We start from the raw sequence: 26,175 nt of genomic DNA, 5'->3' as shown, positions 1-26,175 counted from the left end.
CCGCACCCCTTCTTTGGCTGGGCGATGTCAGACCTGTCGATTAGAATGTATGTACTAATCGAGTTCCTGACCTGCAGGATTACGATCCGGGAGGACGCCCGTGACCGCGCCCGCCTCCACGCCCCTCACCCCCTACGCGACACTGCTCGGTTTCACCCGCTACGTCGACCGCACCGGCCCCACCAAGGCGACCTTCGTCGGCGGGCTGCGCAAGCAGCGCGCCAGCCGGTCCGGCTTCAACCCGCACGGCCAGTTCGTCAAGGCGCTCAAGGCCGACATCGCCTTCCACACCGGCGGCACCCACCTGGCCGGGGTGGCCGACATCGTCAAGCCACGATGGCGCCCGCTCTACCAGGCGCTCGTCCCCGGTGCCACGACCTGGCTGCACTCGCTCGGCGAGCCGACCGCCGTCGATCTCGCCCAGACCCGTGACGCCCTGGCCATGCTCGGCGACCTGCCCGTCAAGATCAACCCTCACTTCGGGGTACGCCACGCCGACGGCCGCGCCGAAGCGGTCCGCCTGCACTTCGACGAGGCCCCACCGAGCGAGGAGTCGGTGCTCGCCACCCTGCACCTGATGGCCCGGCACATGGACGCGGTGCTCCCGCACGCCGAGCCGGTCCTGGTCGACGTCCGCCGCGGCCTGGCCCACCGCATGCCCACCGATGCCAAGCCCGACCAGATCGAACGATGGCTCTCCGGCGAGGCCGCCGCCTTCCGCGCCATCTGGTCCACCGCCGCCTAACCCCACCTCCACGCCCCACGCCCTCCACGCGCCTGCCCGGCAAGATCGCTCTCCATCCGCCCAAGATCCGCGCAACTTCAGGGATGCTGCTGTCTCGCGTCGCGAGAAGGCAGCAAGAACAGCGAAGTTGCGCGGATCTTGGCGTTCCGGCCCTGGTTCAGGGTTATCCACAGGGGCTGCGGGCGAATGCGAACGCCGGTCATGGTGTCTGTCATGCCTGTTCCCCCACGACGGCCGGCGAGCCTGCAGGGACGCGTCTTTCGCGGCTCCCGCGTCGTTGCCCAAGGCCTGTTGACCCGGACGGAGCTGCGCAGCAGGGCGTGGCGTCCGCTGTTCCGGGATGTCTACGCCGATGCCCGGCTGGCGGTCACCCACCGCACTCGTTGTGCCGCCGCGGCACGGTGGGTTCTGCCACCGGGTGCAGCGATCGCTGGTCGCAGTGCGGCGGCGCTGTACGGCGCGGCGCCGGTCGCCGACCATGAGCCCATCGATGTGCTCGTGCCCGCTGGCACGCGGTTCGGTCCGGTCTCAGGGCTCGTCGTGCACACCGGTGCGATCGCCGCGACCGACGTAGCGGTACGTCAGGGCATCCCGGTGACCACGCCGACGCGCACCTGTTGGGACCTGGCCCAGTGGCTACCAACGGAGGACGCCGTCGCCGTCGTGGATCGCCTTGCCAACCAACGGCTGGTGGCGCTACCTCAACTGCGCGCGGACTCCCGAACATGGATCGGCAACCGGGGTTGGAAGCGGATGGCGCGCGTGGCTGAGCTGGCCGACGCGGGCGCGGAGTCGATCCCAGAGTCCCGGCTCCGCGTGCGGATAGTGCTCGCCGGGGTGCCGACGCCTGTGACGCAGTTCGTGGTGGAGCGCGATGGGAGGTTCTTGGCCCGTCTCGATCTGGCGTGGCCACACCTCAAGGTCGCCGTCGAGTACGACGGGTTGTGGCATGACGATCCCGACCAGTTCCATCGAGACCGACGCCGCCTCAACCGACTGCTCGGTGAGGACTGGATCGTCCTGCACGTCACCGCGAAGCGGTTCCGCGAGGACTTCGACGGCTTCCTCGCCGAACTTCGTCAAGCCCTCCGGTCCCGCTCCCGCTGACTCTGCCTCGGGACCCAGACACACCAAGATCCGCGCAACTTCGGGGATTCTGTTGCCTGAACAGCTCGCGAGGCAGCAGTTTCACCGAACTTGCGCGGATCTTGGAAGGAACGGCGCGGGTGCGCGGGCGGGGTGTCAGGCGGCGGGGAGGTACTTGGCCAGGTCGTCGAGGATCTTGTTGGCGGCGCCGACGCCGATGCCGGTCATCCAGACCTCGTCGGAGACGGGGTACGCCTTGCCGGCCTTGACCGCGCCGAGGCCCTTCCACAGCGTCCCGCCCGCGACCTTGGTCTGCTCGGCGGCGGCCTTGTCGCCGTACGCGGTCACGAAGATGACGTCACCGTCGACCTCGTTGATCCGCTCGGGGCTGACCAGGTCGAAGCGCTTGTCCTCCTTGTTGGCGAGCAGCTGCCGCTCGGGGCGGCCCAGGCCGGTGTCGCCGATGACGATGCCGGAGAACGAGTCCGGGCCGTACACCCGGATGTTGCCGGGCAGGAACCGCACGATGGAGACCTTGCGCGCGGCGGCGTCGCCGAGCGTCGCACCGAAGTCCTTGGCCCGCTTCTCGTACGTGGCGAGCAGATCCTTGGCCTGCTGCTCGCGGCCGAGCGCCTTGCCGTCGAGGAGGAGGTTGTCCTTCCAGGTGATGCCCACCTTTTCGGTGAACACGGTCGGCGCGATGGCGGCCAGCTCGTCGTAGAACTTCTCCTGGCGGAACTTGCTGCCGAGGATGAGGTCCGGCTTCAGCGCGTTGATCGCCTCCAGGTCGGGCTCGGTGAGCACCCCGACCTCCTTGATGCCGGCGAGCTTGTCCGCGCCGAAGTAGGTGGGCCAGCTCTTCGCCTCACCGGCGGTGGCCGCACCGACGGGCGTGATGCCCAGCGAGAGCGCCGTGTCGATCTTGTCGGTGTCGAGCACGACGACGCGCTTGGGCTCGGCCGGGACCTTGGTGGTGCCCATGGCGTGGGTGATCTCCCGGGTGTCCCCGGTGGTGGAGCCGGCGACCGGGTCGCTCTCACCGCAGGCGGTGAGGCCGGCGCCGAGGGCGACGGCCGTGGCGAGAGCTGCGACGAGACGACGCATCAGAGTCCTTTCGAGGGGTGCGAGCCGGCGAGCGGGTTGGCCGCGTCGCCGGTGGAGGGTCGGGCGTCCGGCACGGACGCCGTCGACGAATCGGGGTCTTTCACAGCCGGAGCGTTGCCACCGGTGTACGCGGGCACCACCAGCGGCGCGCCGGTCACCGGACAGGGCACGACCACGCAGGCCAGCCCGAAGACGTCGCGGACCAGGTCGGCGGTGAGGATCTCCCGGGGCGGGCCGGCGGCGACCACCGCGCCGGCGCGCATGGCGACCAGGTGGTCGGCGTAGCGGGCGGCCTGGTTCAGGTCGTGCAGGACGGCGACCACGGTGCGGCCCCGCTCGGAGCGCAGCCGGTGCAGGAGGTCCAGCACCTCCACCTGGTGGGCCAGGTCGAGGAAGGTGGTCGGCTCGTCCAGCAGCAGGGCGTCGGTGTCCTGGGCGAGGGTCATGGCGATCCACACTCGTTGCCGCTGACCCCCGGAGAGGCTGTCCACCGGTCGGTCGGCCAGGTCGGTGACGTCGGCGAGCGCCATCGCCTGGTCCACCGCGGCGCCGTCCTCCGACGACCACTGCCGCCACCACCGCTGGTAGGGCTGTCGGCCGCGCCCGACCAGGTCCGCCACAGTGACGCCCTCGGGCACCAGCGGGCTCTGCGGCAGGACGCCGAGGCGGCGGGCGACCTCCCGGGTCGGCAGGTCGCGGATGGCGGTGCCGTCCAGCAGCACCGTGCCGCGGCGGGGGGTGAGCAGCCGGGCCATCGTGCGCAGCAGGGTGGACTTGCCGCACGCGTTGGGTCCGACGATCACGGTGAACGCGTCGGTGGGCAGGTCGAGGTCGAGCCCGTCGAGCACGGTTCGCTCGTCGTAGCCGGCGACCAGGTCGCGGGTGGAGAGCATCACACGACTCCTTGAGGCGTCACGACGACCGCCGCCGGCCACGCAGCAGCAGGAAGATCAGGTACGGGCCGCCGATCGCGGCGGTCAGCACACCGGCGGGTAGTTGGGTGGGTGCGAACAGGCGCCGGCCGGCCAGGTCGGCCAGCACCAGCAGGAGGGCGCCGAGCAGCGCCGCGCAGACCAGCGGCGGTCGTTCGGCGCGTACCAGGCGACGGGCCACCTGCGGAGCGACCAGCGCCACGAAGTCGACGGCGCCGACCTGGGCGGTGACCATCGCGGCGACGAGTACGCCGGTGCCGGCGAGGCCGATCCGACGGGCCACCGGGCGCAGCCCGACGCCCCGGGCGGTGTCGTCGTCCAGGGCGGTGCTGTTCAGCGCCCAGCCGGCCCAGGCCAGCACCGGCAGTAGCACCAGCAGCGTGCCGGCGATCCAGGCGGCCTCGGTCCAGCCCTTGCCGGCCAGGGTGCCGATCAGCCAGATCTGCGCGCGCAGTCCGTCGATCGGATCGGCGGTGAGCATCACCACCTCGGTGAGCGCCCGGAAGCCGAAGGCGACCGCCACCCCGGCGAGCACGAACCGCTGCGCGGCCAGCCCGTGCCGGGCACCGAGGGCGAACAGCAGCACCGCCGCGAGCAGCCCGCCCACCAGTGCGGTGGGCGCCACCAGCACCGCGGCCATTCCGCTGGTCAGGGCCACGGTCGCGGCGAGGCCGGCGCCCTGGGTGATGCCGATGACGTCCGGGCTGGCCAGTGGGTTGCGGGCCACGCTCTGGATCAGCGTGCCGGCCACGCCGAAGGCGGCGCCGGCCACGGCCGCCAGCACGACCCGCGGCAGCCGAAGATCAAAGACCACGAGGTCGTACGGGGTGCCAGCTCCGGACAGGGCGCGCAGCACGTCCGCCGGGGCGACGTACGGGGTGCCCAGCGAGAGGCTGAGCACGACGGCCAGCAGGAGCAGCACGGTCAGCACGGCGGCCACCAGTACCGCGCGACGGCGGATCAGCAGGCTGACCGGGCCGACCCGCAGCAGCGACCGCCCGGACAGCCGAGCACCGTCGGCACCAGGCGAGCCGGCGTCCGCGACGGTCGACAGGCCAGCGGACCCAGCCGGGCTGGTCGGGTCAGCGGGGCCGGAGGGACGGCGGGTGGTGGTCACGCGGTCACCACCTTGGCGCGGCGGACCAGCACGGCCAGCAGTGGCGCTCCGATCAGCGCGGTGACGATTCCGGCCGGGATCTCGCCGGGCGGGGCGACGAGCCGACCGACGATGTCGGCGGCGAGCAGCAGCGCCGGCCCGAGCAGGGCGGAGACGGCGAGGGTCCAGCGGTGGTCCGCGCCGACCAGGGCGCGGGCCAGGTGCGGCACGGCCAGCCCGACGAACGCGACAGGTCCGGCGGCGGCCACCGCGGCACCTGTCAGCAGCACGGCGGCGAGGCCACCACCGAGGCGGACCAGGCCGATCCGGTGGCCGAGACCACGGGCCACGTCATCGCCGAGGGCCAGCGCGTCCAGGCCCCGGGCCACCAGGGCGGCCAGCACCAACCCGACGAGGACGAACGGCAGCACCTGTGCGGCGACCGACAGGTCCCGTCCGGCCAGCCCGCCGACCACCCAGAAGCGGTACTCCTCGAAGGTGCGGGCGTCGATGCTGAGCAGCGCGTACACCCCGGAGGCCAGGCTGGCGTCGAGCGCCGCGCCGACCAGCGCGAGGGTGACCGGGCTGGCGCCCTCGCGGGCGCGGGTGGCGATGGCGAAGACCAGCAGCCCGGCGATCAGGGCCCCGGCGATGCCGAACCAGACGTACCCGGCGAGCGTGCCGACGCCGAAGACGGAGATCGCGAGCACCACCCCGAACGACGCGCCCGCGCTGATGCCGAGGATGCGCGGCTCGGCGAGGGGGTTGCGGGTGAGCGCCTGGAACAGCACCCCGGCCACGGCGAGCGCGAGCCCTACCGCGAGGCCGAGCGCGGTCCGGGGCATCCGCAGCTCACGGACGATGGTGCTGGCGTCGCCGCCGTCCGGCGCGACGAGCGCGTGCCAGACCTGGTCGACGCCGAGTTGTCGGCTGCCGAGCGCGAAGCTGGCCAGCACGGTGAGCAGCAGCACCAGCGCGGCCCCGACGGTGACTGCCACCCGGCGGCCGGTGCGGGTGCCGGACCGGTTGCGGGCCGGGGTCGGCCGGGTGGTGAGGGTGGTCACGAGTCTCCTGCACGTTCACGCTTAGGTTCGCCTAACCTTAGCCGCTCAGTTGAGGGTCACCTAACTGGCACTTATCGATCCGCGACAGGCTGAGCAGGGCAGACGCCCGCGCGAAGAGGGCGGCGCACCTAGGGTTGGCTCATGCGATTCGACCAGCACACGGTCGTCCTGCTGACCCGGCCGTCGGACCCGCCGGACCTGCCGCAGGACGCGATCGACCGGTTGCGGGACGCGCACCTGGCCCACCAGGCGGGCCTCGTGCAGCAGGGGCTGGTGCTCGCGGCCGGCCCGTTCCTGCACCCCGACGACGAGCAGCTGAGGGGTTTCGTGGTGCTGTCCATCGCCCCGGACGAGGCACGCGCGCTGTTCGCCAACGACCCCGCCGTGCGGGCCGGTCGCCTGGTCGCGCGGGTCACGTCGTGGCTGCTTCCGGAGGGCACCCTGCGGTTCGAGAGCGTGCCGGTGCCGCAGTCGATGCTGGAGGCGGCCTCCGGGGACTGACCCGGGCCCGGTCAGCCGGCCGAGCCGCTGCCGGCCTCCGCCGGCAGTTCACCGAGCGGGACCACCCGCAGGGCGTCCATCGGGCCGACGACGACCCGCAGTTCCGGGAAGTAGTCCCGCAGCACCTGCTTGCACCGGTCACAGGGCGCGACGATCTCGCGGCCACGGTCGGCGACCGTGACGATCGTCTCCAGCGCGGTGACGCCCTGGGTGGCGGCCGTGCCGATCACGACAAGTTCGGCGCAGGCCCCTCCGGTGGCGTGCTGGACGTTCACGCCGGTGAAGACCCGCCCGTCCGCGGTCCGGGCCGCCGACGCGACAGTGTGGTGCTGGCTGCGGCAGCGCAGCTTGGAGACCGCCGTGGCGGCCTGCACCAACGCACGGTCGGTGTCGCGCATCTCCATCCGGCTCCCCCAGCGCTCGACGTCGGCCGCCAACTCTAGGGCCCGCTCGTGGCCGTCAAGGGACCGGAGGTGGCCGTCGGGGAGCCGGTCGCTCGGTAACCCAGGGGCGGTGCGCCGCCCGGCTGCCTATCCTTGGGCACGACATGCAGAATCCAACCGCCTCCGTCGCGTCCGACCCCGTTCGCGAGCTGCACCGCCGCCTCACACCTCTGATGTTCCGCGACCAGCGCCGGCTCCAGCGGCGACTGGACGGTGCCCGCAAGCTGCGCGACCCGCAGCGTCGGGAAGCGGCGCTGACCGAGATCACCGCCGACCTGGTCCGGGCCGAGCAACGGCTCGCCGCCCGGCAGGCGGCGGTGCCCGTGATCACGTACCCGGCGGGCTTGCCGGTCAGTGAGCGCAAGGACGACATCGCCGCTGCCATCCGCGATCACCAGGTGGTGATCGTGGCGGGCGAGACCGGCTCCGGCAAGACCACCCAGATCCCCAAGATCTGTCTGGAGTTGGGGCGTGGGGTGCACGGCCTGATCGGGCACACCCAGCCCCGGCGGTTGGCCGCCCGGACGGTGGCCGACCGGATCGCCGACGAGCTGGGCACCGAGTTGGGCGACGTGGTCGGCTACAAGGTGCGCTTCACCGACCAGGTCAGCGAGCGCAGTCTGGTGAAGCTGATGACCGACGGCATCCTGCTGGCCGAGTTGCAGACCGACCGGATGCTGCGCCAGTACGACACGCTGATCATCGACGAGGCGCACGAGCGCAGCCTCAACATCGACTTCATCCTCGGGTACCTGCGGGAGCTTTTGCCCCGACGACCCGACCTCAAGGTGATCATCACCTCGGCGACCATCGAGACCGACCGGTTCGCCCGGCACTTCGCCGGGCCACCCACTGCCGACGAGCCGGAGGGCGTGCCCGCGCCGGTGGTCGAGGTCTCGGGGCGTACCTACCCGGTGGAGGTGCGCTACCGGCCCCTCGTCGAGCTCGCCGAGGGCGAGGAGGACGGCGACGGCGACGGCGACGAGGAAACCGTCCGCGACCAGATCCAGGCGATCGGCGACGCCGTCGAGGAGTTGGCCGCCGAGGGCCCCGGCGACATCCTGGTCTTCCTCAGCGGTGAGCGGGAGATCCGGGACACCGCCGACGCGCTGGGCAAGCTGGTGCAGAAGAAGCGCTCGCTGCTCGGCACCGAGATCCTGCCGTTGTACGCCCGGCTGTCCTCCGCCGAGCAGCACCGGGTCTTCGCCGCGCACTCCTCGCGCCGGGTGGTGCTCGCCACCAACGTCGCGGAGACCTCGCTGACAGTGCCCGGCATCAAGTACGTGGTGGACCCGGGCACCGCCCGCATCTCCCGCTACTCCAGCCGGCTCAAGGTGCAGCGGCTGCCGATCGAGCCGATCTCCCAGGCGTCGGCCAACCAGCGCAAGGGCCGCTGCGGTCGTACGTCGGACGGCATCTGCATCCGCCTCTACGACGAGCAGGACTTCCTCTCCCGGCCCGAGTTCACCGACCCGGAGATCCTGCGGACCAACCTGGCGTCGGTCATCCTCCAGATGACCGCGATCGGGCTCGGCGACCTCGCCGCGTTCCCGTTCATCGACCCACCGGACAAGCGCAACATCACCGACGGCGTGAACCTGCTGCACGAGCTGGGCGCGTTGGACCCGACCGAGGCCGACCCGGCGAAGCGGCTCACCGCGCTCGGCCGGCGGCTGGCCCAGTTGCCTGTCGACCCGCGCCTGGCCCGGATGGTGGTCGAGGGCGAACGCAACGGCTGCGCCACCGAGGTGCTGGTGATCGCCGCCGCGCTCTCCATCCAGGACCCGCGGGAGCGGCCCGCGGAGAAGCAGGCCCAGGCGGACCAGGCGCACGCCCGGTTCGCCGACAAGGAGTCGGACTTCGTCGCCTTCCTCAACCTGTGGCGCTACCTGCGCGAGCAGCAGCGGGAGCTGTCCTCCAGCGCGTTCCGCCGGATGTGCAAGGCGGAGTACCTGAACTACCTGCGCATCCGCGAGTGGCAGGACATCGTCAGCCAGCTGCGCCAGGTGCTGCGTACCCCGTCCGACGGCGACCGGCGTGGCGGGCGGCCGGCGCGCGACAGCTCGGACGACGCGGACGCCGGCCGAGGCCGCCGGGGTGGCGCGGACCTGCCGGAGGAGATCGACACCCCGAAGGTGCACCAGTCTCTGTTGCCCGGCCTGTTGTCGCACATCGGCCTGAAGGACGCCCAGAAACACGAGTACCTGGGGGCGCGGGGCGCGAAGTTCGGGATCTTCCCCGGGTCGGCGTTGTTCAAGAAGCCGCCGCGTTGGGTGATGGCCGCCGAGTTGGTGGAGACCTCCCGGCTGTGGGGGCGCATCGCCGGCCGGGTCGAGCCGGAGTGGGTCGAGCCGCTGGCGCAGCACCTGGTCAAGCGCAGCTACAGCGAACCGCACTGGGAGAAGAAGCAGGCCGCGGTGATGGCCTACGAGAAGGTCACCCTGTACGGCGTCCCGCTGGTCAGCTCCCGCAAAGTCAACTTTGGGCGGATCGACCCGACGCTGAGCCGGGAGCTGTTCATCCGGCACGCCCTCGTCGAGGGCGACTGGCAGACCCACCACCAGTTCTGGGCGGACAACAAACGGTTGCTCGCCGAGATCGAGGAGTTGGAGAGCCGGGCCCGACGCCGGGACATCCTGGTCGACGACGAGACCATCTTCGGATTCTACGACCAGCGGATCCCGGCCGACGTGTCCTCCGGCCGGCACTTCGACAGCTGGTGGAAGAAGACCCGCCGCGAGCAACCCGACCTGCTCACCTTCACCCGTGACCTGCTGATCAACGACGGTCGGCCGGGGGTGGACGAGGACGACTACCCGGACGAGTGGCAGGCCGACGGGGTGCGCCTGCCGCTGACCTACCGGTTCGAGCCGGGCACGCCGGACGACGGCGTCACAGTGGACATCCCGCTGCCGCTGCTCAACCAGGTGCCGGCGGAGACCTTCGACTGGCAGGTGCCGGGGCTGCGCGAGGAGACGGTGATCGCGCTGATCCGCTCGCTGCCAAAGGCGATCCGCCGCAACTTCGTCCCGGTGCCGGACTATGCCCGGGCCGCCCTGGCGGCGATCACTCCCGGCGAGGAGTCGCTGCTGGACGCGCTCACCCGGCAGCTGCGCCGGATGACCGGGGTGACAGTGCCCCGCGCCGCCTGGGAGCCGGGCAAGCTCCCGGCGCACCTGCGGGTGACCTTCCGGGTCCTCGGCGACGACGAGAAGCCGGTCGCCGAGGGCAAGGACCTGCCGGCCCTGCAACGCCAACTCCGCCAGGAGGTACGCCAGGTGGTGGCGGCCGCCGCACCGGAGGTCGCCCGTACCGGGCTGCGCGAGTGGAGCATCGGCACGCTGCCCCGGACCATCGAGCAGGTCCGCGCCGGTTACGCGGTCACCGCGTACCCGGCGCTGGTCGACGAGGGCGCCACGGTCGGGGTGAAGGTGTTCGACTCCCCCGCCGAGGCGGAGGCGGCGCACTGGGCCGGCACCCGCCGGCTGCTGCGGCTCACCGTGCCGTCCCCGGCGCGGTTCCTGCAGGGTCGGCTGGACAACGAGGCGAAGCTGGCGTTGAGCCGCAACCCGCACGGCGGTGTGCAGGAGCTGATCGAGGACGCGGCGGGCGCCGCCATCGACCGGCTGATCGGTGTGGCGGGCGGGCCGGCGTGGGACGCCGACGGTTTCGCGGCCCTGCGCGAGAAGGTCCGCGCCGACCTGGTCGACACCGTCGTCGAGGTGATGGACCGGGTCCGCAAGGTCCTCGCCGCCGCGTACGCCGTCGAGCAGCGGCTCGGCGCGACCCGCAACCTCGCCGTGGTGGCGGCGCTGGCCGACATCCGCAGCCAGCTCGCCGGGCTGGTGCACGCCGGTTTCATCACCGAGACCGGGTACGCGCGCCTGCCCGACCTGCTGCGCTACCTCACCGCCATTGAGCGTCGACTGGAGCGGCTGGGCGGCAACCCACAGCGGGACCGCCAGCAGCAGGACCGGATCGCTGTGGTGCAGAAGGAGTACGCCGACCTGCTCGCCAACCTGTCGCCGGCCCGCCGCCAGGAGACGGCCGTCCGGCAGATCCGTTGGATGATCGAAGAGCTACGGGTGAACGTCTTCGCCCAGGCGCTGGGCACTCCGTACCCCGTCTCCGAGCAGCGGATCTACCGGGCGATGGACGACGCCGAGGGCCGCTGACCCGGCCCGGCCGCGTCGGCCGGGCCGGGTCGCGGGCCAGTCAGCGTGCCTGAACGGACAGCGCCCGGCTGGCCGGAACGCCGCGTACCGAGCTGGTCAGCGCCGCGCTGCGGGGCTCCGTGGCGGTGGGCGCCCACCAGGCCCGGTTCTCCCGGTACCAGTGGAAGACCTCGGTCAGCCCGTCCTCGAACCGGATCTGCGGCTCGAAGCCGAGTTCCTCGGAGATCTTGCGGAAGTCCAGCGAGTAACGCTGGTCCTGCACCTTGCGGTCGGGCACGTGCCGGACCCGGTCCCAGCCCGCGCCGGACAGCCGCAGGATCCGCTCGGTGAGAGCACGGTTGGTCAGCTCAAGGTCGCCGCCGATGTTGTAGACCTCGCCGGCGCGGCCCTTGGCCAGCACCAGCGCGATGGCCCGACAGTGGTCGTCGACGTGCAGCCACTCGCGCACCGCGCTGCCGTCGCCGTGCAGGGTGATGTCCTGACCGTTGAGCAGGCTGGTGACGAAGCGCGGGATGACCTTCTCCACGTGCTGGTACGGCCCGTAGTTGTTGGCACAGCGGGTGATCGAGACGTCCACGTCGTACGTGCGCCAGTAGGAGCGGACCACATGGTCGCTGGCCGCCTTGGATGCCGCGTACGGGGAGTTGGGTTCCAGCACGCAGGACTCGTTCCAGGAGCCCTCGTTGATCGAGCCGTACACCTCGTCGGTGGAGACGTGCACGACCCGGCTGACCCCGCCACGCGCGCAGGCGGACATCAGGTGGTGCGACCCCATCACGTTGGTCTCGAAGAACGGCGCCGGATCGTCGATGGACCGGTCGACGTGCGACTCGGCGGCGAAGTGCACGACCGCGTCATGCCCTGGCACGAGGTCGGCGAGCAACTGCCGGTCGCAGATGTCCCCACGGACGAACGTCAGGCGGGGGTGCGCGGCCGGCAGGTTGGCCCGATCACTGGCGTAGGTCAGCTTGTCGATCACCGTGACGTCGCAGTGTTCGAACCCGACGTAGCGTCCGCCGAGCAGACTGCGCGCGAAATGCGACCCGATGAAGCCAGCGCCGCCGGTAACCAGGATCCTCATGTCTAGCCTCCCTGCCGGCGAAATGCCCGCCGGTGAGCTGTTACGAGATGAATGAGTAATTTGACCCGTGCAAGGATCCACTTTAGGTGACGTGATCGGACATCGAGTCCTATATCCCGAGCTTAAGGTTGATTTAACCCAGCAAGGACGAACGGGATGATCAACGCCGAACGGTCGGCTGGGCGATACGAACCATTCAGCCGACGGTCGCCGGGGCACATCGGTGCGTGAGCCCAGCCCGACACCCACCCCCTCAACGAGGCTCGACCCCGGGAGGCAGCTTTGCTTCGTCGATCGCAGACTGCACGTAGTCGAGCAGGATGCGCCGAAGCTCCCGACCGGCATGGGTGGGTACGACGTCGCGCCGGCGGGCCACCGCGATGGTCCGGCGCACCCCGGGCGGGGCGAGAGGGGTGATCCGCACGCCCGGCCGGCGAGCCAGCACGATCCCGGGCACGAGAGCGATGCCGAGCCCTGCCTCGACGAAGCTGAGCACCGCGTCCATCTCGCCGCCGTCCACCGCGAAGGTGGGTTCGAAGCCCGCCTCCCGACACGCCTGGATGGTCGCGTCGCGCAGGTCGTACCCCTCCCGGAACATCACCATCGGCTGGTCCCGCAGGTCGGTGATGCGCAGCTCCCCGGTCAGCGACGCGGTGGCCACCTCCCCCACCGAGGCCACCACCAGGCTCTCGCGCAGGATCGGGTCGACCCGCAGCCCCGGGTCGGCCCCCTGCGCCGGCATGATGATGAGGGCCAGGTCGAGGTCGCCGCGGAGCAGGTCGCGGACCAGGTCCTGCGAACCGCCCTCTTCGACCCGCAGGTCGACTGTGGGGTGCGCGTCACGGAAGCGGCGCAGCACGGGCGGGGCGAGCGAGGTGGCCAGACTGGGGGTGGCCCCGAGCCGGACCCGGCCCCGGCGCAGCCCGACCAACTCCTGGACCTCCCGGGTCGCGGTCTCCACGTCGGCGAGGATCCGGGTGGCCAACGGCAGCAGCACCTCACCCGCCGCGGTGAGTGCGATGTTGCCCCTTACCCGCTCGAACAGTGGTGCTCCGAGGTCGGCCTCCAGAGCGTGAATTTGCTTACTGAGAGAAGGCTGAGTGATGCCCACGAGGTCGGCGGCTTGGGTGAAATGTCGTACTTCGGCCACCGCGACGAAGTACCGGAGCTGATGGAGCTGCATCTACATAGCCTACGGCTATCAACACTGCGAGTTTGATGCATTGGACGACTGATCAAAGTGCTCCTAGCGTCGGTCCTGTGGTAATCACGAAGACTCGGTCGCCCATCCGCTCGAACGTCGGCCTCAAGGCCGTCATGGCGGTGACGGGCATCCTGCTGGCGCTGTTCCTCATCGCCCACATGCTCGGCAACCTGAAGGTGTTCACGGGGGAGACCTCGTTCGACCACTACGCGCACTGGCTGCGCGACATCGGCAAGCCACTGCTGCCCGGCGTCTGGTTCCTCTGGATCCTGCGCACCGTGCTGGTCGTGGCGGTCGTCGCCCACATCGTGGCCGCCACCGTGCTGGCCCGACGGGCCCGCGCCGCCCGCCCGGTCAAGTACGCCCACCGCAAGAAGGTCAACGGCAGCTACGCGGCCCGCACGATGCGCTGGGGTGGAGTGATCATCCTGCTCTTCGTGATCTACCACCTGCTGGACCTGACCACCGGCACGCTGAACCCGGTCGGCGACGCCAGCAAGCCGTACGGCAACGTCGTCGCCGACTTCGCCCCGGAGCGCTGGTACGTCACGCTCTTCTACACGCTGGCCATCCTCGCGGTGGGCTTCCACCTGCGCCACGGCGCGTTCAGCGCGTTCCGCAGCCTCGGCCAGCAGACGCCCCGGGGCGAGCGCAGGGCGCGTACCGCGGCTCTGATCTTCGCCGTGCTGCTCTGCGCCGGGTACCTGGTGGTCCCGTTCGCCGTACTCACCGGATTGGTGTCCTGACATGGAACTCTTCACCGAGGGCGACCCGATCGCCGACACCAAGGCTCCCGCCGGCCCGGTCGAGAAGCGTTGGGAGACCCGGCGCTTCGAGGCCAAGCTGGTCAACCCCGCCAACCGCCGCAAGATGACGGTGATCGTGGTCGGCACCGGCCTGGCCGGCGGCTCGGCCGCCGCGACCCTGGCCGAGCAGGGCTACCACGTCAAGTCCTACTGCTACCAGGACAGCCCGCGGCGGGCGCACTCCATCGCCGCACAGGGCGGCATCAACGCGGCGAAGAACTACCGCAACGACGGCGACTCCGTGCACCGGCTCTTCTACGACACCGTCAAGGGCGGCGACTTCCGCTCCCGGGAGTCGAACGTGCACCGGCTCGCCGAGGTGTCGGTCAACATCATCGACCAGTGCGTCGCCCAGGGGGTGCCGTTCGCCCGCGAGTACGGCGGCCTGCTGGACACCCGCTCCTTCGGTGGCGCCCAGGTGCAGCGCACCTTCTACGCCCGGGGCCAGACGGGCCAGCAGCTGCTGCTCGGCGCGTACCAGGCCCTTGAGCGGCAGATCGGCCTGGGCAACGTGGAGATGAACGCCCGGCACGAGATGCTGGAGCTGGTCCTGGTGGACGGCAAGGCCCGGGGCATCGTCGTCCGGGACCTGGTCACCGGCGAGATCAGCACCGAGATGGCCGACGCCGTGGTGCTCGCCTCGGGCGGCTACGGAAACGTCTTCTACCTCTCCACCAACGCCAAGGGTTGCAACGTCACCGCCACCTGGCGCGCGCACCGCAAGGGCGCGTACTTCGCCAACCCCTGCTACACGCAGATCCACCCGACCTGCATCCCGGTCTCCGGCGACCACCAGTCGAAGCTGACCCTGATGAGCGAGTCGCTGCGCAACGACGGCCGGGTCTGGGTGCCGAAGACCAAGGGTGACGACCGCAGCCCGAAGGACATTCCGGAGGACGAGCGGGACTACTACCTGGAGCGGATCTACCCCTCCTTCGGCAACCTGGTCCCCCGCGACATCGCCTCCCGCGCCGCGAAGAACGTGTGCGACGAGGGTCGGGGCGTCGGGCCGACGAAGCTCGGCGTCTACCTCGACTTCGCCGACGCGATCGGCCGGCTCGGCCGCAAGGCCATCGAGGCCAAGTACGGCAACCTCTTCGAGATGTACGAGCGGATCACCGGCGAGGACCCGTACGAGGTGCCGATGCGCATCTACCCCGCCGTGCACTACACGATGGGCGGCCTGTGGGTCGACTACGACCTCCAGTCGAACATCCCCGGCCTGTTCGTGATCGGCGAGGCGAACTTCTCCGACCACGGCGCGAACCGGCTCGGCGCCTCGGCGCTGATGCAGGGCCTCGCCGACGGCTACTTCGTGCTGCCCACCACCATCGCCAACTACCTGGCCTCCGGTCCGCTGGAGAAGGTCGACGCCAGCCACCCGGCGGCCGTCGAGGCGCGCACCGACGTCGAGGACCGCGTCCAGCGGCTGCTCGCTGTCGACGGCGACCGGACCGTGGACTCGTTCCACCGGGAACTGGGCCAGATCATGTGGGAACACTGCGGCATGGAGCGCAGCGAGGCCGGGCTGCGCAAGGCGATCGACGAGATCCGTGCCCTGCGCGAGCAGTTCTGGCAGCGGGTCAAGGTGTCCGGCACCGGCGAGGAGCTCAACCAGTCGCTGGAGAAGGCCGGCCGGGTGGCCGACTTCTTCGAGCTGGCCGAGCTGATGTGCATCGACGCCCTGCACCGCGAGGAGTCCTGCGGCGGCCACTTCCGGGCCGAGCACCAGACCCCAGACGGTGAGGCGCAGCGCGACGACGACCGGTTCGCGTACGTGGCGGCCTGGGAGTTCACCGCCGACGGCGAGCCCTCGGTGCTGCACAAGGAAGACCTGAAGTTCGAATACGTCCACCCCACGCAGCGGAGCTACAAGTGAACCTGACCCTGCGCATCTGGCGCCAGAAGGGCCCTGAGGACAAGGGTCGGATGGTGACCTACCCGGTCAACGACGTGTCCCCGGACATGTCGTTCCTGGAGATGCTCGACGTGCTCAACGAGCGGCTGATCCTCGCTGGCGAGGATCCGGTGGCGTTCGACCACGACTGCCGCGAGGGCATCTGCGGCATGTGCGGCCTGATGATCAATGGCGACGCGCACGGGCCGCAGCGCGGCACCACCGCGTGCCAGCTGCACATGCGGCAGTTCAAGGACGGCGAGACGATCGACATCGAGCCGTGGCGGGCCAGCGCCTTCCCGGTGGTCAAGGACCTGGTCGTCAACCGGAGCGCCTTCGACAAGATCATCGCGGCTGGCGGCTACGTCACCGCGCCGACCGGCAGCGCACCCGAAGCCCACTCCACCCCGGTGGCCAAGGCCAACGCCGACGCCGCCTTCGAGTCGGCGGCCTGCATCGGCTGCGGCGCCTGCGTGGCAGCCTGCCCGAACGGCTCCGGCATGCTCTTCACCGCCGCCAAGCTCACCCAGCTCTCGCTGCTGCCGCAGGGCCAGCCCGAGCGCTACACCCGGGTGATCGGCATGGTCGACGCGCACGACGAGGCCGGCTTCGGCGGCTGCACCAACGCCGGCGAATGCACCCCGGCCTGCCCGAAGGGCATCCCGCTGAACACCATCGGCCGGCTCAACCGCGACTACCTCGCGGCCACCGCCAAGGGAGCCAACAACACCCCCGGTTCCTGACGGTCCGCCGTACCACGCCAGACCGCCGTATCCCGCTTTCCCGGGGGTACGGCGGTCTCTGCTCGCGGTGAGGGCTGGGGCGACCGTCCCCGGCTCCGGGCGGTCAGGCTTGATCCCTGCGCCGGGGACGGTCACCCAGCCCTGACCCTGGTCACGCCTCGTCCGCACCTTGCGCTCCTGCTGGGGTACGCCGACCGCTCCGCACCCGTCGCGCCCGGCCTCCCCGTGGCGCCCGGCCCATCGCGCCCGGCCCGCGCGCCCGGCCCGTCGCGCAGCCGCCTCACCCGTCTCGCATCGCATGATCCACTCGGGTTTCAGGAAGTCGGCCTGTCACCGGGCGTCGGATACCGCGACTTCAAGGAACCCGAGTGGATCAAGCCGCAACCACCCACGCCAGGGACACGCCGCCGGTTCAAGTGCCCGAGCCCGGGTAGCAGTCTCTTGAGACGGCAGTGAGAAGGGATGAGGGACATGAAGGCGCTCACCTGGCAGGGCAAGCGGGACGTACGGGTCGAGGAGGTCCCGGACCCTCGGATCGAGGAGCCGACCGATGCGATCGTGAAGATCACCTCGACCGCTATCTGCGGTTCTGACCTGCACCTCTACGAGGTGCTCGGGCCGTACCTGAAGCCGGGTGACGTCCTGGGCCACGAGCCGATGGGCATCGTCGAGGAGGTCGGGTCGGAGGTGACCGGGCTCAAGCCGGGCGACCGGGTGGTGGTGCCGTTCAACATCGCCTGCGGCAGCTGCTGGATGTGCGAGCGCCAGCTCTACGCGCAGTGCGAGACCACTCAGGTCACCAGCGAGGGCAAGGGAGCGTCCCTGTTCGGCTACACCTCGCTCTACGGTTCGGTGCCGGGTGGGCAGGCCGAGTACCTGCGCGTCCCGCAGGCCCAGTTCGGGCCGATCAAGATCCCGCAGACCGGCGCGGACGAGCGCTACCTCTACCTGTCCGACATTCTGCCCACCGCCTGGCAGGCGGTGAAGTACGCGGACACCCCACACGGTGGCACCCTGGCGGTCTTCGGCCTGGGCCCGGTCGGGCAGTTCTGCGCGCGGATCGGCCGCCACCTCGGCGCGGGCCGGGTGATCGGGCTGGACCTGGTTCCCGAGCGGCTGGAGTTGGCCCGCCGGCACGGCATCGAGGTGCTCGACGTGAGCCAGCTGTCCGACGTGCCGGGCGCGTTGATCGATCTGGTCGACGGGCGCGGCCCGGACGCGGTGATCGACGCGGTCGGGATGGAGGCGCACGGTTCGCCGGCCGGGAAGTTGGCCCAGACCGCCGCCGGGCTGTTGCCGGACAAGCTGGCCCAGACGATGACCGACCGGGTGGGGGTGGACCGGCTGTCCGTGCTGCACGCCGCGCTCAAGGCGGTTCGTCGTGGCGGCACCGTGTCGCTCTCCGGGGTGTACGGCGGCGAGGCGGACCCGATGCCGCTGATGGAGATGTTCGACCGGGGCATCCAACTGCGGATGGGGCAGTGTCACGTGCGCCGGTGGACCGACGAGATCCTGCCGCTGCTCTCCGGCGACGACGACCCGCTGGGCGTGGAGGACCTGCGTACCCACCGGTTGCCGCTGGCCCGGGCGCCGCAGGCGTACGAGATGTTCCAGAAGAAGGAGGACGGCTGCATCAAGGTCGTGCTCGAACCATGAGTGCGAGGAGTGAGCCGGGGTTGCGAGCCCCGCAGTCACGAATGCAGCCGGTGCCATGAGTGCGAGGAGTGAGCCGGGGTTGCGAGCCCCGCAGTCACGAATTCAAGTGGCACCGTGAGTGCGAGGAGTGAGCCGGGGTTGCGAGCCCCGCAGTCACGAATTCAAGTGGCACCGTGAGCCGGGTGGTCGTGATCGTTGGCGCGAGCAGCGGGATCGGCCGGGCGACGGCCCGGGCGTTCGCCGAGCGCGGCGACCGCCTGGTCCTCGCCGCTCGCGCCACCACGACCCTGGCCGAGGTACGCAAGGAGTGCGCCGACGTCGACGTGCTGACCGTGCCGACCGACGTGACCGAGCCGGACGCGCTGGACGCGCTCGCGGGCGCCGCGATCGACCGCTTCGGCCGCATCGACGTGTGGGTGCACACGGCGGCGGTGATGGCCTACGGCCGCTTCGACGAGTTGCCGGAACGGGTCTTCGACCAGGTGGTGCGGACCGACCTGCTCGGCGCCGCCGGCTCGGTGCGGGTGGCGCTGCGACACTTCCGGGCCACCGGGGCCGGCACGGTGATCCTCACCGGTTCGGTGCTCGGGCACATCACCGCGCCGTACATGAGCGCGTACGTGGCGAGCAAGTGGGGGTTGCAGGGTCTGGTCCGGACGGTGCAGCAGGAGTTGCGTGACAGCCCGGAGATCCGGCTGTGTCTGGTCAACCCGGGCAGCGTGGACACACCGGTGTACCAGCAGGCGGCCAACTATCTGGGTCGGATCGGGCGACCTCCGCCGCCGGTCGCCGGCCCGCAGCGGGTGGCCCGGACCATCGTGGACTGTGTGGACCGGCCGCGCCGGGAGGTGTCGGTGGGCCGGCTCAACGTGGTGCTGCGGGCCGGGTTCACCGTACTGCCGGGGGTCTACGACATCCTGGTCGGGCCGTTGATGCGGGCGGCGGGCCTGAGTGGACGGTCGGTCGCCGCGCACGACGGTTCGGTCTTCGCCGCGAACCCGGCAGGCGAGGCGGTACGCGGCGGCCACCTGCCCGACCTGCGGCAACTCGTGTCCGGGCCGGTGGTTGCGGTGGGCGCCGCGCTGCGTCGACGGTTCGGTTGACCTGTTCGGGACTGTTCGGGACAAATTCGGGGGCATCGTGCATCGATCAACTCGCCTAGGGTGGTGGGCCAGCAAGCGCTCTGGCACACCACGATCGGGGAGACGATTGACCATGCGACTGAACCGCAGAACGGCACTCGGGTTGGGCACGGTGGCCACCGCCGGCACGGTGCTGGGCGCTGCCGCCCCGGCGAGCGCCGCCGAGACCACCGAGGCGTCGCCGACCACCCCCGCTCGGGCCGCCCGCCGGGTCGCCTCCGTCTTCACCAAGCACAGCGCCGAGGCCGGCGGCAACTGGCAGGCGTACGTCAGCGTCGCCGACCCGGCCGGTGCGCCGGTGGTCGCGGTCGAGACCGACGCGGACCGGCGGATCGAGGCGTACAGCGTCAACAAGATCGCCGTCGCCACGGCGGTGCTCGACAAGGTCGACCGGGGGCTGCTCACCCTGGACCAGCAGGTCGAGGTGAGCGCGGCGATCGTCGTGCCGGGCGGTGACGGCATCTTCAGCCTGGACGGCGCGTACCCGAGCCTGGTGACCATCGGGCACGTGCTGGCCAACCTGCTGACCGTCTCGGACGACACGGCGGTGCGGCTGTGCGGGCTGGTCGCCCCGGCCGCCGAGATCAACTCCATCCTGGTCGCCAAGGGCTTCCCGAACACCCAGGTGCAGCCGGTGGCGAACCCAAACCGGTTCTTCCTCGGCACCAGCACGCCCCGGGAGACGCACGACCTGCTGCGCGCCCTGGTCGCTGGCACGCTGCTCTCCCCCGCCTCGACGACGTACCTGTTGGGCATCCTGCGCTCCCCGGTGGCGTTCACCGACGGCATCCGGCGCACCATGTCCTCCGACGAGCGGGCCCGGATCGCCACCAAGGCCGGCTGGTACGCCGACGCCCGGCACGAGGCCGGGGTGATCTTCGACCGCTCCGGCGCGGCGGTGCTCACCTACGCCCTCTTCGCCGACGGGCAGGCCAACCCGGAGGACTTCGGGGCGACCCACCCGGCGGTGCAGGCCCGGGCCGCCATGGGCCCGAAGTTCCTGGCCGCTGTGGACCGGATCGCGGGCGTGGGCAGGACGTTCCGGATCACCGCCCGACGTCCCAGCAACGGCGGCTAGGGCACCCAGTGAGTCCGTCCCGGGTCGGTCGCCGCTGCCGGCGACCGACCCGGCGTGGCGACCACCGAGGCACGGGTCGGTCCGGGTGACTACCGTGTAGGGCGGACACGTCGGAGGGACGGCAATGGCACGAGCGCAGAACACGGACGTCGAACGGTCGCTCGGGCGACGGATGCGGGGTGCCGCTGGCCTGGCCGCGCTGGCCGGCCTGGCGTGGGTCGCCCGGGATGTGCCGGCGGCCCTGGGTGGCCGGCTCAGCGGGGCGCGGGCCGAACGGGCGGCCCGCTCGCCGCAGTTCCGCGAGGGCACCTTCCACAACCGGGCCGGCACCCGCACGATGATCGCCGAGCCGGGGCGCAACCTGGTCCGCGAGCTGATCTTCGGCAAGCAGAAGCGGCGTCCGACCGCAGCCGTCCCGCTGCTGCGCCCCAGCGCCGGCGGGCCGGAGGCCGCCGACAGCGCCGGCGAGCTCAACATCGTCTGGTACGGCCACGCCTCGACCCTGATCGAGATCGAGGGCCGGCGGGTGCTGCTCGACCCGGTCTGGAGCGAGCGGTGCTCTCCCTCGGGCCTGGTCGGCCCGCGCCGGCTGCACGAGCCACCGGTGGGCATCGACGAGCTGCCCCCGCTGGACGCCATCCTGATTTCGCACGACCACTACGACCACCTCGACATGGCCACCGTGCGGGCGCTGCTCGCCGGGCAGTCCGCGCCGTTCCTGGTGCCGCTCGGCGTGGGCGCACACCTGGACCGCTGGGGCGTACCCGCCGAACGGATCATCGAGCTGGACTGGTCCGAGTCGCACCGGGTGGCCGGCTTGGAGATCACCGCCACCGCCGCCCAGCACTTCTCCGGACGAGGGCTGCGCCGCGACGGCACGCTCTGGAGCTCGTGGGTGGTGGCCGGGGCGCACCGCAAGGTCTTCTACACCGGCGACTCCGGCTACTTCGACGGGTACGCCGAGATCGGTGCCGAGCACGGGCCGTTCGACGTGACGCTGATGCAGATCGGCGCGTACGACCGGGCGTGGCCGACGATCCACATGTTCCCGGAGGAGGCGGTCAGCGCCCACCTCGACCTGCGCGGTGGGCTGTTCGTGCCGGTGCACTGGGCGACGTTCAACCTGGCCCTGCACGACTGGTCCGAGCCGGTCGACCGGCTGTGGGCCGAGGCGAAGGCCCGCGACGTGCGGCTCGCCGTTCCCCGGCCGGGCGAGCGGGTGGTGGTCGACGACCCGCCCGCCGTCGACGGCTGGTGGCAGTCCGTCGCCTGAGCCAGGCGAAGCAGGCATCGCCTGAGCCGGGCCAGGCAGGCATCGCCTGAGCCGGGCCAGGCAGGCATCGCCTGAGCCGGGCCAGGCAGGCATCGCCTGAGTCAGGTCAGAGCACGAACGCGTCGGTCCAGAGTGCGCCCGACCGGCCGGAGAGCGCGTCCAGCATGGCCACCGCCTGACCGTCGGTGAGCTGGGCGACGAAGTCCACGATGGCTCGGCCCCGGGCACGCCCGATCCGGTCCGGGGTACGCGGGTGCAGCTCCGCCTCGGCCAGCTCGACCAGGTCGTGCAGCCGCCGGGGCAGCCGGGACTCCTCCTCCGGGTCGAGCAGCCACTCCCAGAGCGCCTCGACCAGGGTGCCCAGCAGCCGGGCCTGGCCGCGCTGGTGCAGGGCGAGATCCGGGCGGGCCAGCACGAACCGGTGGTGGACGAACTTGAGTACCTGCACCTCGTGCCACTGCGCGCAGCCCAGCAGGACGTGCCCGGAACGCACCGACGGCTGTTCGGTGACAGTGATCGCCTCGACGAAGCGGGTGGACCAGCGGGCGGAGAACCGGGCCACGTACTGCTCGGCCTCGATCGAGCCGTCGAACGGCATCGCGAGCAGCCCGTCCACCAACTCCTCGCGGACGTGCTCGACGGCGGCGGCGAACGCGTCGTCGTCGGCGATCCAGGCGTCCTTGCGGTGCAGTTGCCGGCGTAGCCGCTCAATCGCTGCCCCGGGTCGCCGGGCAGCAGTGGCCAGCGCCGCGTCGGTGATCGCCCGCAGCTGCCCGCTCTCGCGCTGCCAGGCCATCAACTCCGCGGAGACCGAACCCTGCTGGAGCACCCCGACCCGGTAGAAGTCCTCCACGTCGTGGATGGCGTACGCGATGTCGTCGGCGGTGTCCATCACGGACGCCTCCACGGTCTGCTGCCAGTCCGGAATGCGACCGGCGAACGGCGCCCTGGCCTGCCGCAGGTCGTCCAGCTCGGTCCGGTACGCGCCGAACTTCGACGAGCCGCTCTCCGGGTCGTCCGGCGGCGGGGTGGCGCCGCGCGGCGGCGGGTCCATGGTGCGCGGGTGCGGGTCGGGGTGGTCCAGGCGGGTCCACGGGTACTTCAGCATGGCCGCGCGGACCGCAGCGGTCAGGTCCAACCCGGTGGTGGCCGCGCCGCGGATCTCGGTGCTGGTGACGATGCGGTACGACTGTGCGTTGCCCTCGAAACCGTCGGAGAGGCCGAGGCGCTGGCGGGCCAGCCGGTCCAGCACCCGCTCCCCCAGGTGCCCGAACGGTGGGTGGCCGAGGTCGTGGGCGAGCGCTGCCGCCTCCACCACGTCTGGGTCGCAGCCGCCGAGCTTGTCCAGCAGGTCACGCCACCGTTCGTCGGCGCTCAACCGTTCGGCGACCGCCCGGGCCACCTGGGCCACCTTGAGGCTGTGGGTGAGCCGGTTGTGCACCAGCAGCCCGGAGCCGACCGGGCTGATCACCTGGGTGACACCACCGAGGCGGGCGAAGAACGGCGAGCCGACGATCCGGTCCCGGTCGGCCCGGAACGGGTTGGCCGTGAGGTCTCCGAGGGCCCGGGCGCTGCCGCCGAAGAGCCGCCGGGCGCGCGGCTCCGCAGCAGATTCCATGATCGCCACGCTAGCGCAGGCCCGACGGGACCGCCGCCGGTCACCCCGGCCGGACGCGCTGGTTCGGTCAACCCGGCCCGGCCGGGCGCGGCGACAGCGCCCCGACCCGCCCGGCAGAATGCAGGCGTACCCACTCCCGAAGGCGGATCGAGATCGTGACCCAGTCTGTTCATCAGCGGATCGCCGACGAGCTCGGCGTGGCCGAGCGTCAGGTGCGGGCGGCCGTGGAGCTGCTCGACGGCGGCGCCACAGTGCCGTTCATCGCCCGCTACCGCAAGGAGGCCACCGGCCTGCTCGACGACACCCAGCTGCGCACCCTGGAGGAGCGGCTGCGCTACCTGCGCGAGCTCGACGAGCGGCGGGCCGCGGTGCTGGAGTCGATCCGCGGCCAGGGCAAGTTGGACGAGGCCCTGGAAGCGCAGATCATGGCCGCCGACTCGAAGTCCCGGCTGGAGGACATCTACCTCCCGTACAAGCCGAAGCGGCGAACCCGTGCGCAGATCGCCCGCGAGGCCGGGTTGGCGCCGTTGGCCGAGACGCTGCTGGCCGACCCGGGTCAGGACCCACGGGCCACCGCCGCCGGGTTCGTCGATGAGGAGAAGGGCGTCGCCGACGTCGCCGCCGCGCTGGAGGGCGCCCGGGCCATCCTCATCGAGACCTTCGCGGAGGACGCCGACCTGATCGGCACGCTGCGCGAGCAGATGTGGTCGCGGGGCCGGCTGGTTTCCCGGGTACGCGAGGGTCAGGAGGCGGCCGGCGCGAAGTTCGCCGACTACTTCGACTTCTCCGAGCCGTACCCGAAGCTGCCCTCGCACCGGATCCTGGCGATGTTCCGGGGCGAGAAGGAGGGCGTGCTCGACCTGACCATGGAGTCGGAGGAGGCGGGCGAGGCGGACGCCGTACCGACCGGCCCGACCCGGTACGAGGCGGCCATCGCCGGCCGGTTCGGAGTGTCCGACGCGGGCCGCCCGGCCGACCGTTGGCTGACCGACACGGTCCGCTGGGCGTGGCGTACCCGGATCCTCATCCACCTCGGCGCGGACCTGCGGATGCGGCTGTGGCAGGCGGCCGAGGAGGAGGCGGTGCGGGTCTTCGCCACCAACCTGCGGGACCTGCTGCTCGCCGCGCCGGCCGGCACCCGGCCCACCATGGGCCTGGACCCGGGCCTGCGGACCGGCGTGAAGGTGGCCGTGGTGGACGCCACCGGCAAGGTGGTCGCCACCGACACGATCTATCCGCACGAGCCGCGCCGGCAGTGGGACGCGTCGGTGGAGACCCTCGCCCGGCTGGCCGGGGCGCACGGGGTGGAGCTGATCGCGATCGGCAACGGCACGGCGTCCCGTGAGACCGACAAGCTCGCCGGTGATCTGATCGCCCGGCATCCGCAGCTCAACCTGACCAAGGTGATGGTCTCCGAGGCCGGCGCGTCGGTCTACTCCGCCTCGGCGTACGCCTCGCAGGAGCTGCCCGGGATGGACGTGTCGCTGCGCGGCGCGGTCTCCATCGCCCGCCGCCTCCAGGACCCCCTCGCGGAGCTGGTCAAGATCGACCCGCGCTCGATCGGCGTCGGTCAGTACCAGCACGACCTGTCCGAGGTGAAGCTGTCCCGGTCGCTGGACGCGGTAGTGGAGGACTGCGTGAACGCGGTCGGGGTGGACGTCAACACCGCCTCCGCGCCACTGCTGACCCGGGTCTCCGGGATCGGCGCCGGCCTGGCCGAGAACATCGTGCTGCACCGGGACGCCAACGGGCCGTTCCGTACGCGTACCGAGCTGAAGAAGGTGGCCCGGCTCGGGCCGAAGGCGTTCGAGCAGTGCGCCGGCTTCCTGCGCATCCCCGGTGGCGACGACCCGCTGGACTCCTCCAGCGTGCACCCCGAGGCCTACCCGGTGGTGCGCCGCATCCTCTCCACCACCGGGCAGGACCTGCGCTCGGTGATCGGCAAGAGCGGCATCCTGCGCGGGCTGCGGGCCACCGACTTCGTCGACGACCGGTTCGGCCTCCCCACCGTCACCGACATCCTCGCCGAGCTGGAGAAGCCCGGCCGGGACCCCCGCCCGGAGTTCCGCACCGCCACCTTCGTCGAGGGGGTGGAGAAGATCAGCGACCTGACGACGGGGATGGTGCTGGAGGGCGTGGTCACCAACGTGGCCGCGTTCGGCGCGTTCGTCGACGTCGGGGTGCACCAGGACGGGCTGGTGCACGTCTCGGCGATGTCCCGGACCTTCGTGAAGGACCCTCGCGAGGTGGTGAAGTCCGGCGACGTGGTCAAGGTCCGGGTGCTCGACGTGGACGTACCCCGCAAGCGGATCTCGCTGACCCTGCGCCTGGACGACGAGCCCGCCGCCGGTGGTGGCGGCGGTGGTCGGACGAGCCAGGAGGGGCGTGGCGGCCCGGCGCAGCGCGCGCCGCAGGGTGGTCGCGGCGGGCAGAGCGCATCCGGTGGCCCGCAGGGTGGTCGCGGCACCGGGCAGCAGGACGGTCGTGGCGGGCAGGGCGGTCGCGGCGGCGGACAGGGCGGTCGTGGCGGG

20 protein-coding genes are annotated in these 26,175 nt (G+C 71.4%); 12 read left to right on the top strand and 8 right to left on the bottom strand.

What is annotated here, in order from left to right; genetic code table 11:
- Window positions 1-100: 100 nt before the first annotated feature.
- Together GUI43_RS24695 and GUI43_RS24690 are read left to right on the top strand one after the other, a co-directional pair.
- On the top strand, window positions 101-745 hold the full coding sequence (locus GUI43_RS24695) for a hypothetical protein (protein WP_112584662.1): 645 nt from the start codon (window positions 101-103) through the stop codon (window positions 743-745).
- A 213-nt stretch (window positions 746-958) separates the two neighbouring features.
- On the top strand, window positions 959-1,852 hold the full coding sequence (locus tag GUI43_RS24690; RefSeq protein WP_146765952.1) for a type IV toxin-antitoxin system AbiEi family antitoxin: 894 nt from the start codon (window positions 959-961) through the stop codon (window positions 1,850-1,852).
- Window positions 1,853-1,987: 135 nt separating this feature from the next.
- Here GUI43_RS24690 and GUI43_RS24685 read toward each other — a convergent pair whose 3' ends face one another.
- The 4 genes from GUI43_RS24685 to GUI43_RS24670 are packed head-to-tail and all read right to left on the bottom strand — an operon-like array spanning window position 1,988 to window position 6,027.
- Complete coding sequence (locus tag GUI43_RS24685; protein WP_112699890.1) at window positions 1,988-2,935, bottom strand: ABC transporter substrate-binding protein; 948 nt, start codon at window positions 2,933-2,935, stop codon at window positions 1,988-1,990.
- Window positions 2,935-3,828, bottom strand: coding sequence for an ABC transporter ATP-binding protein (locus GUI43_RS24680; RefSeq protein WP_112584665.1), 894 nt, complete (start codon window positions 3,826-3,828; stop codon window positions 2,935-2,937). Before GUI43_RS24680 ends, GUI43_RS24685 begins: the two co-directional genes overlap by 1 nt.
- Window positions 3,829-3,847: 19 nt before the next feature.
- Window positions 3,848-4,984 (bottom strand): FecCD family ABC transporter permease, encoded by a 1,137-nt coding sequence (locus GUI43_RS24675; protein WP_249037841.1) that lies wholly within the window; start codon window positions 4,982-4,984, stop codon window positions 3,848-3,850.
- Window positions 4,981-6,027: a FecCD family ABC transporter permease gene (locus tag GUI43_RS24670; protein ID WP_112584666.1), complete on the bottom strand. Its 1,047-nt coding sequence runs from the start codon at window positions 6,025-6,027 to the stop codon at window positions 4,981-4,983. The genes GUI43_RS24675 and GUI43_RS24670 overlap by 4 nt, the downstream gene beginning before the upstream one ends.
- 141 nt (window positions 6,028-6,168) lie before the next feature.
- Between GUI43_RS24670 and GUI43_RS24665 the strand changes: the two genes are divergently transcribed.
- Window positions 6,169-6,528, top strand: coding sequence for a YciI family protein (locus tag GUI43_RS24665; protein ID WP_112584667.1), 360 nt, complete (start codon window positions 6,169-6,171; stop codon window positions 6,526-6,528).
- Between the two features lie 11 nt (window positions 6,529-6,539).
- On the opposite strand, the gene GUI43_RS24660 is transcribed toward GUI43_RS24665, so the two are convergent.
- Window positions 6,540-6,932: a cytidine deaminase family protein gene (locus GUI43_RS24660; RefSeq protein ID WP_112699889.1), complete on the bottom strand. Its 393-nt coding sequence runs from the start codon at window positions 6,930-6,932 to the stop codon at window positions 6,540-6,542.
- A gap of 143 nt (window positions 6,933-7,075) precedes the next feature.
- Between GUI43_RS24660 and hrpA the strand changes: the two genes are divergently transcribed.
- Entirely contained in the window at window positions 7,076-11,146 is a 4,071-nt protein-coding gene (hrpA, locus tag GUI43_RS24655; RefSeq protein ID WP_112699888.1) for an ATP-dependent RNA helicase HrpA, read from the top strand.
- 40 nt (window positions 11,147-11,186) lie between these two features.
- Here hrpA and rfbB read toward each other — a convergent pair whose 3' ends face one another.
- A complete protein-coding gene (gene rfbB, locus GUI43_RS24650) occupies window positions 11,187-12,227 on the bottom strand; it encodes a dTDP-glucose 4,6-dehydratase (RefSeq protein ID WP_112584670.1) in 1,041 nt (346 codons plus the stop codon).
- A gap of 253 nt (window positions 12,228-12,480) precedes the next feature.
- The gene (locus GUI43_RS24645; protein WP_112584671.1) at window positions 12,481-13,410 is read right to left on the bottom strand and encodes a LysR family transcriptional regulator; all 930 of its coding nucleotides are present in this window, start codon (window positions 13,408-13,410) and stop codon (window positions 12,481-12,483) included.
- 83 nt (window positions 13,411-13,493) lie between these two features.
- Between GUI43_RS24645 and GUI43_RS24640 the strand changes: the two genes are divergently transcribed.
- The 7 genes from GUI43_RS24640 to GUI43_RS24610 all read left to right on the top strand — a co-directional run bounded on the left by GUI43_RS24640 (window position 13,494) and on the right by GUI43_RS24610 (window position 22,026).
- On the top strand, window positions 13,494-14,177 hold the full coding sequence (locus tag GUI43_RS24640; RefSeq protein ID WP_084597936.1) for a succinate dehydrogenase cytochrome b subunit: 684 nt from the start codon (window positions 13,494-13,496) through the stop codon (window positions 14,175-14,177).
- Between the two features lies 1 nt (window position 14,178).
- Window positions 14,179-16,116, top strand: coding sequence for a fumarate reductase/succinate dehydrogenase flavoprotein subunit (locus tag GUI43_RS24635; protein ID WP_112584672.1), 1,938 nt, complete (start codon window positions 14,179-14,181; stop codon window positions 16,114-16,116).
- Window positions 16,113-16,877 (top strand): succinate dehydrogenase/fumarate reductase iron-sulfur subunit, encoded by a 765-nt coding sequence (locus tag GUI43_RS24630; protein WP_112584673.1) that lies wholly within the window; start codon window positions 16,113-16,115, stop codon window positions 16,875-16,877. Before GUI43_RS24635 ends, GUI43_RS24630 begins: the two co-directional genes overlap by 4 nt.
- Before the next feature lie 471 nt (window positions 16,878-17,348).
- Window positions 17,349-18,533 carry a zinc-dependent alcohol dehydrogenase gene (locus GUI43_RS24625; RefSeq protein ID WP_112584674.1) on the top strand — a complete coding sequence of 395 codons (1,185 nt, stop codon included), beginning with the start codon at window positions 17,349-17,351 and terminating at the stop codon, window positions 18,531-18,533.
- Between the two features lie 182 nt (window positions 18,534-18,715).
- Window positions 18,716-19,636: an SDR family NAD(P)-dependent oxidoreductase gene (locus GUI43_RS24620; protein ID WP_249037840.1), complete on the top strand. Its 921-nt coding sequence runs from the start codon at window positions 18,716-18,718 to the stop codon at window positions 19,634-19,636.
- Window positions 19,637-19,748: 112 nt separating this feature from the next.
- Window positions 19,749-20,753: a serine hydrolase gene (locus GUI43_RS24615; protein WP_181541905.1), complete on the top strand. Its 1,005-nt coding sequence runs from the start codon at window positions 19,749-19,751 to the stop codon at window positions 20,751-20,753.
- A gap of 124 nt (window positions 20,754-20,877) precedes the next feature.
- A complete protein-coding gene (locus GUI43_RS24610; RefSeq protein ID WP_112699886.1) occupies window positions 20,878-22,026 on the top strand; it encodes an MBL fold metallo-hydrolase in 1,149 nt (382 codons plus the stop codon).
- A 106-nt stretch (window positions 22,027-22,132) separates the two neighbouring features.
- Here GUI43_RS24610 and GUI43_RS24605 read toward each other — a convergent pair whose 3' ends face one another.
- Window positions 22,133-23,644 carry a deoxyguanosinetriphosphate triphosphohydrolase family protein gene (locus GUI43_RS24605; RefSeq protein WP_112584707.1) on the bottom strand — a complete coding sequence of 504 codons (1,512 nt, stop codon included), beginning with the start codon at window positions 23,642-23,644 and terminating at the stop codon, window positions 22,133-22,135.
- Between the two features lie 155 nt (window positions 23,645-23,799).
- On the opposite strand from GUI43_RS24605, the gene GUI43_RS24600 reads away from it, so the two are divergent.
- The coding region (locus tag GUI43_RS24600) for a Tex family protein (RefSeq protein ID WP_249037839.1) at window positions 23,800-26,175 on the top strand (2,376 nt) is incomplete at its 3' end.

The sequence above is a fragment of the Micromonospora noduli genome (genome assembly GCF_003264365.1).
GTDB lineage: Bacteria > Actinomycetota > Actinomycetes > Mycobacteriales > Micromonosporaceae > Micromonospora > Micromonospora noduli.
Note: the sequence above shows the minus strand (reverse complement) of the source record. Positions and strands in the feature narration are given on the sequence as shown.

Coding starts and splice junctions, on each gene's coding strand:
- GUI43_RS24660 (WP_112699889.1), bottom strand. CDS start 6,932: ATGGAGATGCGCGACACCGACCGTGCGTTGGTGCAGGCCGCCACGGCG.
- GUI43_RS24690 (WP_146765952.1), top strand. CDS start 959: ATGCCTGTTCCCCCACGACGGCCGGCGAGCCTGCAGGGACGCGTCTTT.
- GUI43_RS24615 (WP_181541905.1), top strand. CDS start 19,749: ATGCGACTGAACCGCAGAACGGCACTCGGGTTGGGCACGGTGGCCACC.
- GUI43_RS24610 (WP_112699886.1), top strand. CDS start 20,878: ATGGCACGAGCGCAGAACACGGACGTCGAACGGTCGCTCGGGCGACGG.
- GUI43_RS24685 (WP_112699890.1), bottom strand. CDS start 2,935: ATGCGTCGTCTCGTCGCAGCTCTCGCCACGGCCGTCGCCCTCGGCGCC.
- GUI43_RS24635 (WP_112584672.1), top strand. CDS start 14,179: ATGGAACTCTTCACCGAGGGCGACCCGATCGCCGACACCAAGGCTCCC.
- rfbB (WP_112584670.1), bottom strand. CDS start 12,227: ATGAGGATCCTGGTTACCGGCGGCGCTGGCTTCATCGGGTCGCATTTC.
- GUI43_RS24605 (WP_112584707.1), bottom strand. CDS start 23,644: ATGGAATCTGCTGCGGAGCCGCGCGCCCGGCGGCTCTTCGGCGGCAGC.
- GUI43_RS24625 (WP_112584674.1), top strand. CDS start 17,349: ATGAAGGCGCTCACCTGGCAGGGCAAGCGGGACGTACGGGTCGAGGAG.
- GUI43_RS24680 (WP_112584665.1), bottom strand. CDS start 3,828: ATGCTCTCCACCCGCGACCTGGTCGCCGGCTACGACGAGCGAACCGTG.
- GUI43_RS24665 (WP_112584667.1), top strand. CDS start 6,169: ATGCGATTCGACCAGCACACGGTCGTCCTGCTGACCCGGCCGTCGGAC.
- GUI43_RS24645 (WP_112584671.1), bottom strand. CDS start 13,410: ATGCAGCTCCATCAGCTCCGGTACTTCGTCGCGGTGGCCGAAGTACGA.
- hrpA (WP_112699888.1), top strand. CDS start 7,076: ATGCAGAATCCAACCGCCTCCGTCGCGTCCGACCCCGTTCGCGAGCTG.